Annotated in this window: 13 protein-coding genes and 1 pseudogene; 4 read left to right on the forward strand and 10 right to left on the reverse strand. The window is 61.2% G+C overall.

Going from position 1 to position 14,267, the window contains the following annotated elements:
• Positions 1-112: pseudogene (locus FFR93_RS08225) on the forward strand (trehalose utilization protein ThuA); the annotation flags it as partial.
• A gap of 9 nt (positions 113-121) precedes the next feature.
• On the forward strand, positions 122-1,165 hold the full coding sequence (locus FFR93_RS08230) for a Gfo/Idh/MocA family oxidoreductase (RefSeq protein WP_064705949.1): 1,044 nt from the start codon (positions 122-124) through the stop codon (positions 1,163-1,165).
• A 145-nt stretch (positions 1,166-1,310) separates the two neighbouring features.
• Here the strand turns inward: FFR93_RS08230 and FFR93_RS08235 are convergent, their stop codons facing one another.
• The 6 genes from FFR93_RS08235 to FFR93_RS08260 all read right to left on the reverse strand — a co-directional run bounded on the left by FFR93_RS08235 (position 1,311) and on the right by FFR93_RS08260 (position 7,531).
• The gene (locus FFR93_RS08235) at positions 1,311-1,706 is read right to left on the reverse strand and encodes a DUF1236 domain-containing protein (RefSeq protein ID WP_064705948.1); all 396 of its coding nucleotides are present in this window, start codon (positions 1,704-1,706) and stop codon (positions 1,311-1,313) included.
• Between the two features lie 130 nt (positions 1,707-1,836).
• Positions 1,837-2,949 carry an ABC transporter permease gene (locus FFR93_RS08240; protein ID WP_138392876.1) on the reverse strand — a complete coding sequence of 371 codons (1,113 nt, stop codon included), beginning with the start codon at positions 2,947-2,949 and terminating at the stop codon, positions 1,837-1,839.
• Position 2,950: 1 nt separating this feature from the next.
• A complete protein-coding gene (locus FFR93_RS08245; protein ID WP_138392877.1) occupies positions 2,951-4,078 on the reverse strand; it encodes an ABC transporter permease in 1,128 nt (375 codons plus the stop codon).
• Complete coding sequence (locus FFR93_RS08250) at positions 4,075-5,820, reverse strand: ATP-binding cassette domain-containing protein (protein ID WP_138392878.1); 1,746 nt, start codon at positions 5,818-5,820, stop codon at positions 4,075-4,077. The genes FFR93_RS08245 and FFR93_RS08250 overlap by 4 nt, the downstream gene beginning before the upstream one ends.
• Positions 5,817-6,830: a secretion protein HlyD gene (hlyD, locus tag FFR93_RS08255; RefSeq protein ID WP_138392879.1), complete on the reverse strand. Its 1,014-nt coding sequence runs from the start codon at positions 6,828-6,830 to the stop codon at positions 5,817-5,819. Before hlyD ends, FFR93_RS08250 begins: the two co-directional genes overlap by 4 nt.
• Positions 6,827-7,531: a CerR family C-terminal domain-containing protein gene (locus tag FFR93_RS08260; protein WP_064705943.1), complete on the reverse strand. Its 705-nt coding sequence runs from the start codon at positions 7,529-7,531 to the stop codon at positions 6,827-6,829. Before FFR93_RS08260 ends, hlyD begins: the two co-directional genes overlap by 4 nt.
• A 691-nt stretch (positions 7,532-8,222) precedes the next feature.
• On the opposite strand from FFR93_RS08260, the gene FFR93_RS08270 reads away from it, so the two are divergent.
• Complete coding sequence (locus tag FFR93_RS08270) at positions 8,223-8,537, forward strand: hypothetical protein (RefSeq protein ID WP_138392881.1); 315 nt, start codon at positions 8,223-8,225, stop codon at positions 8,535-8,537.
• Positions 8,538-8,548: 11 nt separating this feature from the next.
• Here FFR93_RS08270 and FFR93_RS08275 read toward each other — a convergent pair whose 3' ends face one another.
• Positions 8,549-9,565 carry an NAD-dependent epimerase/dehydratase family protein gene (locus FFR93_RS08275; RefSeq protein ID WP_138392882.1) on the reverse strand — a complete coding sequence of 339 codons (1,017 nt, stop codon included), beginning with the start codon at positions 9,563-9,565 and terminating at the stop codon, positions 8,549-8,551.
• A gap of 226 nt (positions 9,566-9,791) precedes the next feature.
• On the opposite strand from FFR93_RS08275, the gene FFR93_RS08280 reads away from it, so the two are divergent.
• On the forward strand, positions 9,792-10,748 hold the full coding sequence (locus FFR93_RS08280; protein WP_138392883.1) for an endonuclease/exonuclease/phosphatase family protein: 957 nt from the start codon (positions 9,792-9,794) through the stop codon (positions 10,746-10,748).
• Between the two features lie 26 nt (positions 10,749-10,774).
• Here the strand turns inward: FFR93_RS08280 and FFR93_RS08285 are convergent, their stop codons facing one another.
• The 3 genes from FFR93_RS08285 to FFR93_RS41270 form a co-directional block, all read right to left on the reverse strand.
• A complete protein-coding gene (locus FFR93_RS08285; protein ID WP_064705940.1) occupies positions 10,775-11,074 on the reverse strand; it encodes a hypothetical protein in 300 nt (99 codons plus the stop codon).
• A 134-nt stretch (positions 11,075-11,208) separates the two neighbouring features.
• A complete protein-coding gene (locus FFR93_RS41265) occupies positions 11,209-12,636 on the reverse strand; it encodes a mannose-1-phosphate guanylyltransferase/mannose-6-phosphate isomerase (RefSeq protein ID WP_205910734.1) in 1,428 nt (475 codons plus the stop codon).
• Positions 12,637-12,675: 39 nt separating this feature from the next.
• Positions 12,676-14,100: a phosphomannomutase gene (locus FFR93_RS41270; protein WP_205910735.1), complete on the reverse strand. Its 1,425-nt coding sequence runs from the start codon at positions 14,098-14,100 to the stop codon at positions 12,676-12,678.
• Positions 14,101-14,267 lie beyond the last annotated feature (167 nt).

Genomic DNA, 14,267 nt, shown 5'->3' on the forward strand with positions numbered 1-14,267 from the left:
CGCTCTGACGAGCATTACCGACGCTCCGAATGTGCCGGTAGAAAAGGCACTGGAGCCGATCGTCGAACGCGGCCCGAAACTGCACCAGGCCGGCGAAGCCGGTTACCGCTGAGGAGCATTCATGCGACTACTCGTTCTTGGCACGGGCGTGATGGCGAAAAACCAGCTCACCCACTTCAGCAAAATCGACGGGGTCACGGTGGTCGGCGCCGTCGACACCGATCCCGACCGGCTTTCCGCCTTTGCCGAAAAGTTCGACATCGAAAAGCGATTTCTCTCGCTTGATGAGGCGATTGCCTGGGGTGAATTCGACGCGGCGACCAATATCACGCCCGACCGCATTCATCACCCGACAACGCTGGCGCTGATTGCCGCCGGCAAACATGTGCTCTGCGAGAAGCCGCTGGCGGAAAACTATCCGAAGGCGCTTGAGATGACGGAAGCTGCCGAAAAGGCCGGTGTCATCAACATGGTGAACCTCACCTACCGCAACGTCGCGCCGCTGCAGCGCGCCCGCGAGATGGTGCTCGCCGGCGAGCTCGGCACGATCAAGCATGTGGAGGCCTCCTATCTCCAGAGCTGGCTCGTCTCGCGCGCGTGGGGCGACTGGCGCACCGAATCGACCTGGCTGTGGCGGCTTTCCACCGGCCACGGCTCAAACGGCGTGCTCGGCGATGTCGGCATCCATATCCTCGATTTCGCCGCCTATGGCGCCGCGACTGACATCGACCATGTCTTTGCGCGGCTGAAGACCTTCAACAAGGCGCCGGGCGGCCAGATCGGTGAATATATGCTAGACGCCAATGACAGCTTCACGATGTCGGTCGATTTCGCCAACGGCGCGCTCGGCGTCATCCATGCCAGCCGTTGGGCGACCGGCCATCTGAACGAGCTGAAGCTGCGCATCTACGGCGAAAAGGGCAGCCTCGAAGTGATCCATCGGCCCGGAGGGTCCGAACTGCGCGGCTGCCTCGGCGACGATGCCGAGACCGCCACCTGGAAGGAGATCGAAGTGCCTCCAGTGCCGACCAACTATCAGCGCTTCGCCGAAGCGGTGGCAAGCGGCATCCAGCCAGACCCAAATTTCCGCCACGCGGCCAACCTGCAGAAGGTGCTCGATCTCGCCATGGTCACGGAACGCGAGCGGCGCGAGCTGAAGGTCTGATTTCCGGTTGGGGTATGGAAGCCGCCGTTCAGGCGGCTGCTTGCCGTGCTATCACGCGCCGATCGGTCGTGCTGCAAACAAAAAAAGCCCCGCCGAAGCGGGGCCGGAGGTAGCCGAGACGCAGCAGGCGGTCTCGACCGTTTGATTATTCGATGACCTGCACAACTCGATGGGTCCGGGGTTCCACGATCACGCGACGGTCGTTCACGACGGTATAGGCGTATTTGGGGTTATCCGGAACCGGGGTGACGACGACATCGGCCGGAAGCGGTTTGCCGACGACGATCGGTTGCTCGACGACCACGCGAGAGGTCGGGGCCGGCTGTTGTTCGACGTAGGTGACGACCTCGCGCGGCGGCGGGTCAATAGCGGCACCGGCAACGCCGCCGGCGATGCCGCCCACGGCAGCACCCACGGGGCCACCGACTATTGCGCCGGTAATGGCGCCTCCGGCGGCACCGGTCACGGCGCCGTCAGCGAGCGCGTTGGTGGCAAGCGACGACAGCGCAAGGGCGCCGGAGACAAGTATGATCTTGTACATTTTGCTTCTCCTTTGCTGGGGTTGCACTCGACTAACGACGGTGCCAAACCGAGGTTCCAGCAGCAAAGAGTCACGCTTTGGAAGGCCGGTTCACATTCTGTGAGGCGGCTGAAGCATGCATGGGGTGAGATTATTCCAGGCGCCGACGGAAGAGCCAGGCGGCGGCGCTGAGAGTAACAGTGGCGATCAGCGCCAGCGGGATGGTTTGATTGACCACCTCGCTTAAGGGGATATCCTTGAGGAAGACGCCTTTGACGATCACCAGGAAGTAGCGCAGGGGATTGACCAATGTTATCGGTTGCAGCCAGGCTGGCATGTTTTCGATCGGAGTCGCAAAACCGGAGAGCAACATGGCTGGGACCATGAACAGGAAGGCGCCGAGGATCGCCTGCTGCTGCGTCATCGACAGTGCGGAGATGAAGAGGCCAAGGCCGGCGACAGAACCGAGATAAAAGATCGCGCTGCTATAAAGCAGCAAGAGCGAACCGCGTAGCGGCACCTCGAAGAGAAAGACGGCGGCCACAATATATACGGTGATGTGGAAGAGGCCGATCATCATCGGCGGGATCAGCTTGCCGATCAGGATCTCGTGCAGACGCAACGGCGAGACCATCAGTTGATCGAAGGTGCCGAGCTCGCGCTCGCGGGCGATCGACAAAGCCGTGACGATCAGGCCGATCAAAAGCGCGATGCTGGCGATCAGGTTCGGCACCATGAACCATTGGAAGGTGAGGTTCGGGTTAAACCAGTTGCGCGGCACGGATGAGAGGATGCTGGCGCCGGCGCGTTTGCCGGCCGGTGTCTCGGCGGCAAGAGCGGCGCCGATCTGCGAGATATAACCAGCGACGATCTGCGAGGCGTTGGAGCGGCGGCCGTCGAGCACCACCTGCAGGTCGGCCGGCGTCCCCGCTTCGATATTGCGGGAGAAATCCGGGCCGATCTCGATGGCAGCGAGTACCATCTGATTGTCGATCGCCACCTGGATCTCCGCCTGTTCGGCGGCAATCTCAATATTGCGGAAGGTCGGCGAGCCATCGATGCGCTCGATCAGCTCCTGGCCCCAATGGCCGCTGTCGCGGTTGAGGATCATGACGTCGACATTGCGGACTTCAAGTGTCGCCGCGTAGGAAAAGACGAGCAGCTGGACGATGGGCGGGCCGATCAGGATAGCGCGTCCCTTGGGGTCGCGGAGCACCGCGAGCAATTCCTTGACGATGAGCGCGTAGAGCCTTGTCCATCCCATCTCAGCCGATCCTCTTTCTGGTGCTGCGTGCGGCCAGCACGAACATGACGCCGCCGATCGTCAGCATGACCGAGATTGCCTGACTAAACATCGGCCAGATGTCGCCGGCGAGAAACACCGTCTGCAGGCTGGGGATCAGGTAGCGCGCCGGCACGATGAAGGTGATCCACTGGATGATCTTCGGCATGGAGTTGATCTCGAACAGGAAGCCCGAGAGCAGGAAGGCCGGCAGGAAGGCGGAGATCAGCGCGAGTTGCGACGCCAGGAACTGGTTCTTGGTTGCTGTCGAGATCAACAGGCCTTGCCCCAGCGCCGGGATCAGGAAGGCGGCCGACAGGGCGTAAAGGCCGGCGACGGAGCCGCGGAACGGCACGCCGAACAGAAAGACCGCAAGCAGCACGCAGAGCGTCATCGAGGTGAGGCCGAGCAGAAAATAGGGCAGGATCTTGCCGGCGAGCAGCTCGACGGCCGTCACCGGCGTCGCCATGATCGCCTCCATCGTACCTCGCTCCCATTCGCGGGCGACGACGAGCGAGGTCAGCAGCGTACCCACGAGCGTCATGACGATGGCGATGGAGCCCGGCACGAGGAAATTGCGGCTTGTCAGCTCCGGATTGAACCAGAAACGCTGTTCGATGGCGATGGCGGGATTACGCGAGGCGACGTCGGCCTGCCTCTGCTGTTCCCAGTTGGCGACGGCGCCCTGCGCATAATTCTGGACGAAATTCGCCGTGTTCGGATCGGAGCCGTCGACGATAACCTGGATCTCCGGGCGATTGCCGGCGGTGTAGCGCGTGGTGAAATCGGCCGGGATGACGACGATACCGCGCACCTTGCCGATCACGAGATCTTCCTCGAACAGGCGCCGGTCACGGCCGATCAGCACGTCGAAATAGCGCGACGCCCGGAAGCTGGCCGCGAGGTCCTGCGTCAGCGGCGTCATCTCCTCGGCCACGAGGCCGATGCGGGTGCGCGTGGTATCGAGCGAGACGCCGTAGCCGAAGAGGAAGAGCAGGATCAGCGGCAATACGAAGGCGATGAGGATGCTGCTCGGATCTCGGATTGCCTGGAAACTTTCCTTGCGCACCAGGGCTGCAAGGCGCCGGAGCCGGCTGGAGGAAATACTCATGCGGTATCCTCCGCTTCCGATCGCTGCACCAAAGCGATGAAGGCGTCCTCCATCGTCGGATCCGGTTCATCCTTTGTCGCGACACGTGCCTTCAACTCATCGGGCGAGCCGAGCGCGATCGAGCGGCCGCGATAGATCAGCGAGATCCGGTCGCAATATTCCGCCTCGTCCATAAAATGAGTCGTGACGAGCACGGTGACGCCCTTTTCCACCAAGCCGTTGATATGGGTCCAGAACTCGCGCCGGGTGATCGGATCGACGCCGGAGGTCGGTTCATCGAGGAACAGGGCGCGCGGTTCGTGCATGACAGCACAGGCGAGCGCCAGGCGCTGTTTGAGGCCGAGCGGCAGATCCTTGGCAGGTTCGCGGGCGTGGCGGCCGAAATCGAAAATATCCGCCATCAGCTCGATGCGTTCGCGCCTGCGCTGCCCGCGAAGTCCATAGACGCCGGCGAAGAATTCCAGGTTCTGCATGACCGTGAGATCGCCGTAGAGCGAGAATTTTTGCGCCATGTAGCCGAGCTGATTGCGCGCTTCGGCGGCGTCGTGACGAAGATCGAAACCGGCAACACGGCCTTCGCCGCCGGTCGGTTTCAACAAGCCGCAGAGCATCTTGAAGGTGGTGGACTTGCCGGCCCCGTTCGGACCGAGCAGACCGAAGATCTCGCCGCGGCGGATATCGAAGCTGATATCGTCGGCGGCGGTGAAATCGCCGAAGCGTTTGGTCAGGCCCCTGGCCTCGATCACCGGGCGGTCGCCCTCGGCCTTCAGCGGCTCTTGCGCTTCCGCAAGCCGGGAGCGGCCGCCGGGCCCGCCGCCGAGCATATCGACGAAGGCGTCCTCGAAACGCGGTGGGGCAGGAGAAAGCGATGCGCCGTCGCCGGCCTTGCCGATATCGGGCTTCTTACCGCTGGCTGCGACGAGGCGGATCGCCTCGCCCTGGATCACGCCGTCGATGACGCCATCGGCCTGCAGAAGTTCGGCGAGAACCTGCCGGCGGCGGCCGCTAACATCGGATACGCGGAAGACACGGCCGCTGACACGCTCGGTCATTTCGTCCGGTTTTCCGGAGAAGAGCAGTTTTCCCTGGTTCAAGAGCAGGACGTGGTCGCAGGCTTCGGCCTCGTCGAGATAGGCGGTCGACCAGACCACGCCTATGCCTTCCCTAGTCAGGTTCTCGACCATCTTCCAGAGGTCGCGGCGCGAGATCGGATCGACCCCGACGCCCGGCTCGTCGAGCAGCAGCAGGCGCGGCTTCTTCAGAAGCGCGCATGCGAGGCCGAGCTTCTGTTTCATGCCGCCGGAGAGCTTTCCTGCGAGTCTGCCGGTGAAGCGCTTGAGGTCGGTGAAGGTCAGCAGCTCATCGAAGGCGCCGGCGCGTTCGCTCTTCGGCAGGCCACGCAAATCGGCATAGAGGTCGAGGTTTTCCTGCACTGAGAGATCCTCATAGAGGCCGAAGCGCTGCGGCATGTAGCCGATCGCAGCCTGAATGCCGGCGGCATTTTTTCTGGTGTCGAAGCCAAGAACCTCCATGGTTCCGTTGTCCGGCAGCATCAGGCCGGTCATCAGCCGGATCAGCGTTGTCTTTCCGGCGCCGTCCGGGCCGACGAGACCGGTGATCGCACCGCCGCCGATGACGCCGGAGATGGCATCGAGAGCCGCAGGCGCGTCGCCGAAGCGTTTGGTGACGGCGTCGATCCAAACGAGCGGCTTGTCGTCCCGGCCAGGCCCGGGGGCGATCATTGTCGGCCTGCCGTCGGCGCAGACGGCCGCACGGTGACCGGCATGCCCTGGCGCAGATCCGGGCCGGGCCTGTCGATGACGATCCTCAGGCGATAGACGAGGTCAGTCCTCAGCTCCGGCGTTTCCACCGACTTCGGAGTGAATTCGGCGACCGGCGAAATGAATCCGATGGTGCCTTCATAAGGTTTATCCGGCTGAGTATCAGAGGCGACGGATACTTTCATGCCGGGGTGGATGCGCCCGAGATCGGGCTCGGCGACGTAGCTGCGCACCCATACTGGCTCGGTCAGGGAGAGCACGAAGACGGTATCTGCCGGCGAGACGATCGCGCCGTTCTCCCGCACCCGCGAGAGGATGACGCCGTCGTTCGGCGCGCGCAGTTCCGTGTCAGCCAGCGAGGTTCGAGCGGAGGCGAGCGTTGCCTCGGCTGCCTTCAGCTGGGCGTCGGCGGCGGCGATATCCTCAACCCGCGAGCCTTCCTGCAGCAGCTTCAGCGCCTCGTTGGCGGACTCTGATCGGGCGGCGGCCATCGCCTTTGCGGCGGTCGCCTGGTCGAGGCTCGCTTCGGAAATCGTGCCCTGCGGGCGAAGCTGACGGGCGCGCTCATAGGCGAGGTTGGCATTTTGCAGATCCGCGAGACTTTCGTCATAGGCGGCGCGCGCCTGGGCGATCTCGGTCGGCCGCGGACCGGCCTTCAGCTTGTCAAGCGTTGCCCGAAGAGCGGCTGCATTGGCCTCGCCGGAGCGGACGGCGAACTCGTAGGGCGCGGCGTCGAGTTTCGCCAGGATCGTTCCGCTCTTGACGAGATCGCCCTCATCGACGCGGAGTTCGGAGAGGCGGCCGCTGACGCGAAAGCCGAGCGAGACCTGGCGAATATCGACATTGCCGTAAAGAACGAATTCGCGGCGGGCATCGGGCAGCCAGCCGAGCCTTGCGGGGAGGCCATACCACCAGGCGGCCGCACCTGCCGCAAGGAGGAGAAGGACAGCGAGCGGGAGGATGCGTTTCATGCTGCGCCTCCTTTCGGCGGACCGATGACATCGGCCAGCTCAGCGGCCAGGCGCCGCAGTATTTCCACCTGCTCGGGACCGAAGCCGTCCCATTCCATCTGGGCGAGTACGGCGGCGTGGGCAAAGCGGAAGATGAGGATGCTGCCAACGAGATTGAAGGTACGCAGGCGCACATGTTCGGAGGCCGGATCCTCGCCAAGAATTGCGCCGACCAGGCGCCGGCCCATTTCGATCATCGGCCGCATGATGCCTTGGTAGACGCGCTTGAAGGCCTCGGTCGGCTCCATCTGCTCGCGGATGAGGAACCGCGCCCACGGTTCGGACTCCTTGGCGACGAAGAGCGTCACCATGGTCTGGAGAATTTCGGTCAGGAAGACACGCGCCTGCGTCTCTCCGAGCGTTTCGCCGGCTGCGTCGAGAGCCATGAGATGCGCCCCGATGCGGGCCCGCATGCCGCTGACATGCGCGTCGATCTGCATCATCAGATATTCGGCGGTGGCGATGTAGAGGCCTTCCTTGCTGCCGAAATAATAGGGGATCGCCTGCAGGTTGACGCCCGCAGCTTCGGTCAGCTGCCGGGTCGAGGCGCCGTCGAAGCCATAGCGCCCGAAGACGTCGAGAGCAGCGGTCAACATCTTCTGGCGGGCGATCTCGGCACGGGCGGAAGCTGGCGGATTTGAGTTGTCGCGTTCCTGAGTCATGACATTCCTTATAGGCCCCTTCGCAAAATAAGTCAATCGATTGATTTTTTCGCTGGTGCGCGGCCTCCTCGGCGCGTTTCCTCGATCAGGGTTTCCGGAATGAGGGGATGAGCCGGTCTTGGTACGTCGTGCAGACGAGCTTTCCAGCGCCCGCAGGAAAAGCAAAGAGGCCCGCAGCGAACGGGCCTCTCATGCTCTTGGGGTGGCTGCTAACAGTAGCAATGCACCATCTCTAAATTTGACGACACTAATATGTCCGGCGCGATCTGAACGGCGGGAAAAGTGTGCCGCTTTTTTCTCGTTTTACGCTCATTTTTTGACACAAAACTGCCTTGCTCTTTGCGTATCGCCAATTCGATGCGTATCCAGATCTATATTATCGCGTTCCTGTTGAGCGCCATTATGTGGTCGATCTCGTTCGATGCGGCGCGAGAATCCTATCATGCTGCGCAAAGCGCGGGATTGATGCCGAACTTGCATATCAACAAGAAGCTGGATCGCATTCTCTGAGACTGCGACGGTTGTGCGGGACAAAAGTCAAATTTCCTAAAAATTGAGCGAACTGCTTAAAAGCCCTGCAAATTCCGACCTGTAGAGTGTTCCATGAAAGCGGCCGAAGCGTGGACAGACGCGTCGATCGCTTGGAGACGGGCAAAAGAAAGCCCGCCAATCCAAGAACGGGGACTTCGACATGCAGAAAACTGTTGCCGCCATCGCCTTGACCTTGAGCATAACCACGGCCGCGGGTTCGGCCTTCGCCGCCGGGCCTGCGAGCCTCGCCCGCGACCTGATGTACACTTCCGCCATCGACCATTCGACCGAAAATCCCTTGACGACACGCGCCGGCTTCGTGCGGCCGAGCGCTCCCCTCGTTCTGCGAGGCCCGGCTGCTATCGAGGGTAGGGGTTATCAGCTCAAGGCCTATTCGCAGAGCTTGACCGTCGCCATCGACTATCTCTTCTCGAAGGCAGTCGGTGCTGTGGAAGCTGTCACGCTTTTCCGTTAAGGCCACGCGCTTCAGGCATTCAGTTCGCGACGCACGTCGATATACCAGTCGACGAAGGCCTTGACGCCGGCATCCAATGTCGTATCGGGCTTGTAACCCGTCAGTGCCACGAGCAGATCGGGAGCCGCGAAGGTGCGCGGCACGTCCCCCTTCTGCATCGCCAGCATCTTGCGAATGGCAGGACGGCCAAGCGCGTTTTCCACCGTCTCGACGAAATCCATCAGGCTGACCGGTTGGCCGCCGCCGATATTGACGACGCGGAAGGGCGCCTGACGCGAAAGCGTTTCGACCGACACGTCGCCGAGCCGATTTTCCTCGCTTGGGGCAATTGCCGACAACCTGACGATCGCTTCGATGAGATCGTCGATATAGGTGAAGTCGCGGCTCATATTGCCTTCGCCGTAGATCTCGATCGGCTGGCCTTCGAGGATGTTCTTGGCGAATTTGAAGAGCGCCATATCGGGCCGGCCCCACGGGCCGTAGACGGTGAAGAAGCGGAAGGCGGTCGTCGGAATCTTGTGCAGATGGGCATAGCTGTGCGCCATCAGCTCCATCGATTTCTTCGTCGCGGCATAGATTGTCAGTGGCTCGTCGGCGCGGTCGGTCTCACGGAAGGGGACCGTCGCGTTTGCGCCATAGATCGATGATGTCGAGGCCAGCATCAGGTGGCGAACTTCAACCCGTCGGGCGATTTCCATGATATTCCAGGAGCCTTCGACATTCGAATGTATGTAGGCTTCGGGATTTTCCAGGCTGTAGCGGACTCCGGCTTGCGCCGCGAGATGGATCAGGATGTCAGGCTCGCTCGCGGAGACTGCCGCCTCCAGTGCCCGCCGGTCTTCAAGCATTGATATGACAGGCCGGAAGGCGGGAAACTGAGAGAGCGCCGCATGACGCATCTCCTTGAGCTTGATGTTGTAATAGGGAGTGAGGCCGTCCAAGCCAGTCACCTCATGCCCTTCCTGCAGCAGGCGCCGGGCCAGATGAAAACCGATAAAGCCGGCAGTGCCTGTAATGAAGTAGCGCATTCCCACCTTTTTCTCGGCTCCCTGCCGACGGCAAAAGCCGATTCCGTATAAAATGGCACCCACTTACAGGATAAAAAGAGGGCGAGTCGATAGGCCTTTGAAAGATAGCGGCTGAGCCGGTGCCGCTGTCGTCGTTTCCGGATGTTATGCTGCATTGCACCATCACGGCCTGCATGTTATGGGCGGCTCGTCGTCTTGAGCATGATGCCGGCGGAACCAGGGATTGATGAGAAACATAATTTATTGGATTCTTTCGGCTTTTATGACCCTGGCCATCGTGGTCGTGTCGTTGCGCTATATCACGGACTTCTGGCTGCTCTCCTTCGTCTACAGTTTTCAAATCCACCTCGCCGTCGCATTCGTCGCCGGCAGCCTCGTCATCCTCGCAGTCAGGAGACATGTTTACGGCTTTGCCCTTCTGCTCGCCTCGCTGTTTCTCGCCGCGCACGGCCTTATCATGCTGCGCGAATTTGCCGGGGAAGACAGGGGGACAGGAACAGCGCCGCTTTTCAGGCTGATGTCGTTCAACATCGCGATCGACAATTGGAAAAATTCGACCGCCATCGCCGACATGGTGATCGCTTCGAATGCCGATGTCGCCAATCTGCTCGAAGCCAAGCCGCTGACGTTCCATCTGCAGCGACTGTTCAAGGTTTATCCGTATCATATCGGCTGCGACCACGGCAAAGACAGCTGCGATACGCTGGTGCTGTCCAAACGCCCGTTCGTGACGCGGCAGGTCGCGAGCATCGGCAGCTTGCGGAAAGACAGGCTGGTCGCAGCAAGTGTCGATTTCGGCGGGCACACCGTCAATCTCGTATCGGCGCACCTGACCAAACCCTATTTCGACGACTACCAGGTGGAAGAGTTGGAAGATCTCGGCAAAGCGCTCGGTTCGATCTCAGGTCCGCTGGTGCTGTCCGGCGATTTCAATTCGTCTTCGATCGCTCCTGGCGTTCGGGCTTTGCTGCGCACGCAGAAGCTGAAGACATTGGCGCCCGAACCGGCGACATGGCCGATCGCCGCCGGGCGGTTCGGGATCGCCATAGATCACATCTTCGCGCGCGCGCCGCTTCATCTGAAGTCGCTGAAACGTCTCGATGACAATCTCGGCTCCAACCATTCGGGCCTGATCGCCGAATTCGTTCTCGGTAAGGACGGCGAAACGGGGCCGGCACAATAAACGGGGCAAAGCAGTCCGGGCCGAAATCAGAATCTGGTTCGGCCGCCCTTACGGTCGATCATCTGAAAATTCTTGCCGTCAGTCTTCACGCTAACGCAGTCGGTCGACTTGTCGGGAAACCGGACACACACCTGGCCATTGCCGATCTTATAGCCGTTCTCGTTGCCCTCGCGATATTCATAGCCGTTGCTGCTTTCTTTCAGCTCCGACGTGCCGGGCAGATGCTGGCGGATTTCCGCCTCGCTTGCAGCGCGCATGTTTTGGGCAAAGGCTATTGCCGGAAGCACGATTGCAAGAAATCCGGCCAAGGCGGGCAGGGTACGCATTAGAAGACATCTCCTGTCAGGTCTGTCGGCTCATGCATTGTACGAGAAACCCGGAAAGGAATTCAACTGGAATGGTGCTCATGCCGGCAGCGCTGGCGGACTGACCTAGTCCGCCAGCCGTTCCGGCATTTGCTCTATGTTCTTCCGAATTCGTCGACAATGCGGATAATGTCGTCCTCTCCGAGATAGGAGCCCGTCTGAACCTCGATGAGTTCGAGGACGATCTTGCCCGGGTTGGCGAGACGGTGGACCTCTCCGAGCGGGATATAGACGCTTTCGTTCTCGCGCAGCATCTGCACGTTGTCGCCGATCGTCACCTCGGCCGTTCCCTTCACGACGACCCAGTGCTCGGAGCGATGGTGGTGTTTTTGCAGCGAAAGCTTCTTGCCCGGCGTGACGAATATGCGCTTCACCTGAAAGCGGTCGCCGTTGAAGATAGAGGTGTAGCCGCCCCAGGGTCGGTAGGATGTCGGATGCGTTTCGGCGAATTTTGCCGTCGCGGAGGAGGCGGCCAGCATCTTGACCAGTTGCCCGACATTCTGGCTGTCCTTGAGCGGCCCGACATAGACGGCGTCCTCGCTAGCGATGACGGCGACATCCTCCATGCCCTGCACGGCAAGGTGCACGCCATGGGTCATGACAAGCGAGTTGCGGGTATTGACGACGGTCGTGTTGGCGGCGGCGACATTGCCGCTATCGTCGCGTTTGCCCGACTTCCAAACCGCATCCCAGCTTCCCATGTCGGACCACCGGAATGGAGAGGGAACGACCGCTGCCTTCGATGTCCTTTCCATCACCGCATAATCGATCGATATGTCGGGGCTCTTGGCGAAATGGTCGGCGTCGAGGCGGGTGAAATCGAGGTCGCGGCTTGCCTTGGAAACAGCCTTGCTTGCAGCCTTCAACACCTCGGGAGCATATTCCTGCAGTTCGGCAAGAAGTTCTGCTACCGGGAACATGAAGATGCCCGAGTTCCAGTAGAAGCCGCCGTTCGCGAGCATCCGCTGGGCTTCGTCCAGTGCCGGTTTCTCGACGAAGCGGCTCACCTTGTGAGCGCCATTATCAAGCGCATCGCCGATCTCGATATAGCCATAACCCGTCGCCGGCTCGGTCGGGCTAATGCCGAAGGTAACGAGCTTGCCGCCGGCCGCCGCGTCGCGGGCGATACGGATACAGTCGAAATAGCTCTTGTCGGCGAGGATCTCATGATCCGAGGCGAGCATCTGGATGATGGTGTCCTTGCCAAAGAGGTCGGCGGCAAGCGTTGCTGCAGCGGCGACCGCCGCGGCGGTATTGCGGGCGACCGGTTCGAGCAAGACGGCGGCGAGCGGGATGGCAAGCGCGCGCGCCTGCTCGGCGACCAGAAAGCGGAACTCCTCATTGGTGACGACGATCGGAGCTTCATAGAGCTCGGGATCGGAAACGCGTTCGAGCGTTTCCTGAAACAGCGTCTTGTCGCCCACGAACTGGATGAATTGTTTCGGCGCAGTGGCACGGGAAAGCGGCCAGAGCCGCGTGCCTTTGCCGCCGGCCATGATCACGGGAACGATTTTCTGCTTCATAGGCGGGTTCCTCGAAATAGAACGCTTATTCGTTGCATTTTAGCGGGCAGTTGCCCAGGCTCTTATTCTGTCGAGCCCGGCATGCAGCAGGTCGAAGGCTGCGGATTCGCTGCCGGCTTCCACGTAGCAGCGCATTTCCGGCGCATTGCCGGATGGGCGGAAATGGATGATCCGGCCATCGCTCAATGTCACCCGAAGCCCATCGATATTGGATTGCGCCGCTACCACGCCGATGGGCTGCAGGAAAGAGGCCAGATTTTCGTCCGAGGCGCGGAGATATTCCATCAGCGCGGCGCTCGTCTCAACCGGGAAATTCTCCAGACGACCGGCGGCGGCGAAGGGCAGTTTATAGGAACTGGCAACGGCAGAGACGGGCTGCCTGCGAGCGCCCGCGAGCGACAGGATTGCGAGCATGGGAATAAAGCAATCACGCGTCGGCAGGGCGCGCAAGTTTTGCCTGTTGATATCGAAAGGGGTAGCGGTCAGCAAACCGCCATTGGCTTCAAAGCCCATGACGCGATCATCGCCGGCGGCCACAGCCTCTTCCATGCCTGTTATGACAAAGGGGGAGCCGACACGGGTGCGCTTGACGGCAAAGGAGCCTGCGGCCTCGATGCCGGAATTGGAGGTGACGGGCGTCACAACTGTGCGAGCTCCCAAGAAATTGGCTGCCACAAGACCGAGAAGGTCGCCGCGCAGCGGTAGGCCGGCTTCATCCGCGACAAGCGGGCGGTCGCCGTCGCCATCGGTCGAAACGATCGCATCGAGTTTGTGCTCGGATACCCAGCGTCTCATCAGCATAATCGTCTCGTCGGACACGGCTTCGGTGTCGACAGGAATGAAGCTCTCCGAGCGTCCGAGAGCAATGATCTCGGCACCGTAATGGGTGAGAACGTCGACCATCAGGTCGCGGGCGACGGTGCTGTGCTGATAGACGCCGATCTTCAAGCCCGACAGCGCGCCCTGTGGAAGCAGCATGGCGTTACGTTCGAAAAAGAGCTGCCGGCAGATTGCTTCATGCTCTTCTATTTTGGCCAGCGCCACGACCGGCGCTTGACCACTTCGCTCGATCGCGGCTGCCTCTGCAGTAATGGCTGCCTCGTCCGATTTGTCGATCTCACCGTCCGGGCGATAGAATTTGATGCCGTTGCGGTCTGCCGGTATGTGCGAGCCCGTAACCATCAGGCACGCGGCCTTGCGTTGGAGGCCATAAAGGGCAAGGGCTGGTGTCGGCACATTGCCGCAATCGAAGATCCGGAAGCCGAGAGCCGTTAGCGCACCGGCGCAATTTGCCGAGATTTCGGGGCTAGAATCGCGAAAGTCGCGGCCGATCAGAATAACGTCGCCGACCTGCGCCCTGCCGGTCCGCAGCAGATATTTGCCGAACGCGGCGGCGTAGAGTGCCGAGGCGCGTCCCTTGAGATCGACTGAAAGTCCGCGAAGGCCGCTCGTGCCGAATTTCATGTGAAGACATGCCCCCGATTGTCACAATAAGGTTCTACTCACCCCGTCAGTCGGCGTAAATACCGAAGCGGGCATATAGTAAACACGGACGATGACGTCTCGAACAAGCTCTGCGGCTCGCCGCCAGGTTTCGATGGGCTGAAGCCGACGCGAAACCCCGCAGGCAT

The organism is Rhizobium sp. MHM7A, from assembly GCF_005862215.1.
Classification (GTDB): domain Bacteria; phylum Pseudomonadota; class Alphaproteobacteria; order Rhizobiales; family Rhizobiaceae; genus Rhizobium; species Rhizobium bangladeshense.

Coding starts and splice junctions, on each gene's coding strand:
- FFR93_RS08230 (WP_064705949.1), top strand. CDS start 122: ATGCGACTACTCGTTCTTGGCACGGGCGTGATGGCGAAAAACCAGCTC.
- FFR93_RS08235 (WP_064705948.1), bottom strand. CDS start 1,706: ATGTACAAGATCATACTTGTCTCCGGCGCCCTTGCGCTGTCGTCGCTT.
- FFR93_RS08240 (WP_138392876.1), bottom strand. CDS start 2,949: ATGGGATGGACAAGGCTCTACGCGCTCATCGTCAAGGAATTGCTCGCG.
- FFR93_RS08245 (WP_138392877.1), bottom strand. CDS start 4,078: ATGAGTATTTCCTCCAGCCGGCTCCGGCGCCTTGCAGCCCTGGTGCGC.
- FFR93_RS08250 (WP_138392878.1), bottom strand. CDS start 5,820: ATGATCGCCCCCGGGCCTGGCCGGGACGACAAGCCGCTCGTTTGGATC.
- hlyD (WP_138392879.1), bottom strand. CDS start 6,830: ATGAAACGCATCCTCCCGCTCGCTGTCCTTCTCCTCCTTGCGGCAGGT.
- FFR93_RS08260 (WP_064705943.1), bottom strand. CDS start 7,531: ATGACTCAGGAACGCGACAACTCAAATCCGCCAGCTTCCGCCCGTGCC.
- FFR93_RS08270 (WP_138392881.1), top strand. CDS start 8,223: ATGCAGAAAACTGTTGCCGCCATCGCCTTGACCTTGAGCATAACCACG.
- FFR93_RS08275 (WP_138392882.1), bottom strand. CDS start 9,565: ATGCGCTACTTCATTACAGGCACTGCCGGCTTTATCGGTTTTCATCTG.
- FFR93_RS08280 (WP_138392883.1), top strand. CDS start 9,792: ATGAGAAACATAATTTATTGGATTCTTTCGGCTTTTATGACCCTGGCC.
- FFR93_RS08285 (WP_064705940.1), bottom strand. CDS start 11,074: ATGCGTACCCTGCCCGCCTTGGCCGGATTTCTTGCAATCGTGCTTCCG.
- FFR93_RS41265 (WP_205910734.1), bottom strand. CDS start 12,636: ATGAAGCAGAAAATCGTTCCCGTGATCATGGCCGGCGGCAAAGGCACG.
- FFR93_RS41270 (WP_205910735.1), bottom strand. CDS start 14,100: ATGAAATTCGGCACGAGCGGCCTTCGCGGACTTTCAGTCGATCTCAAG.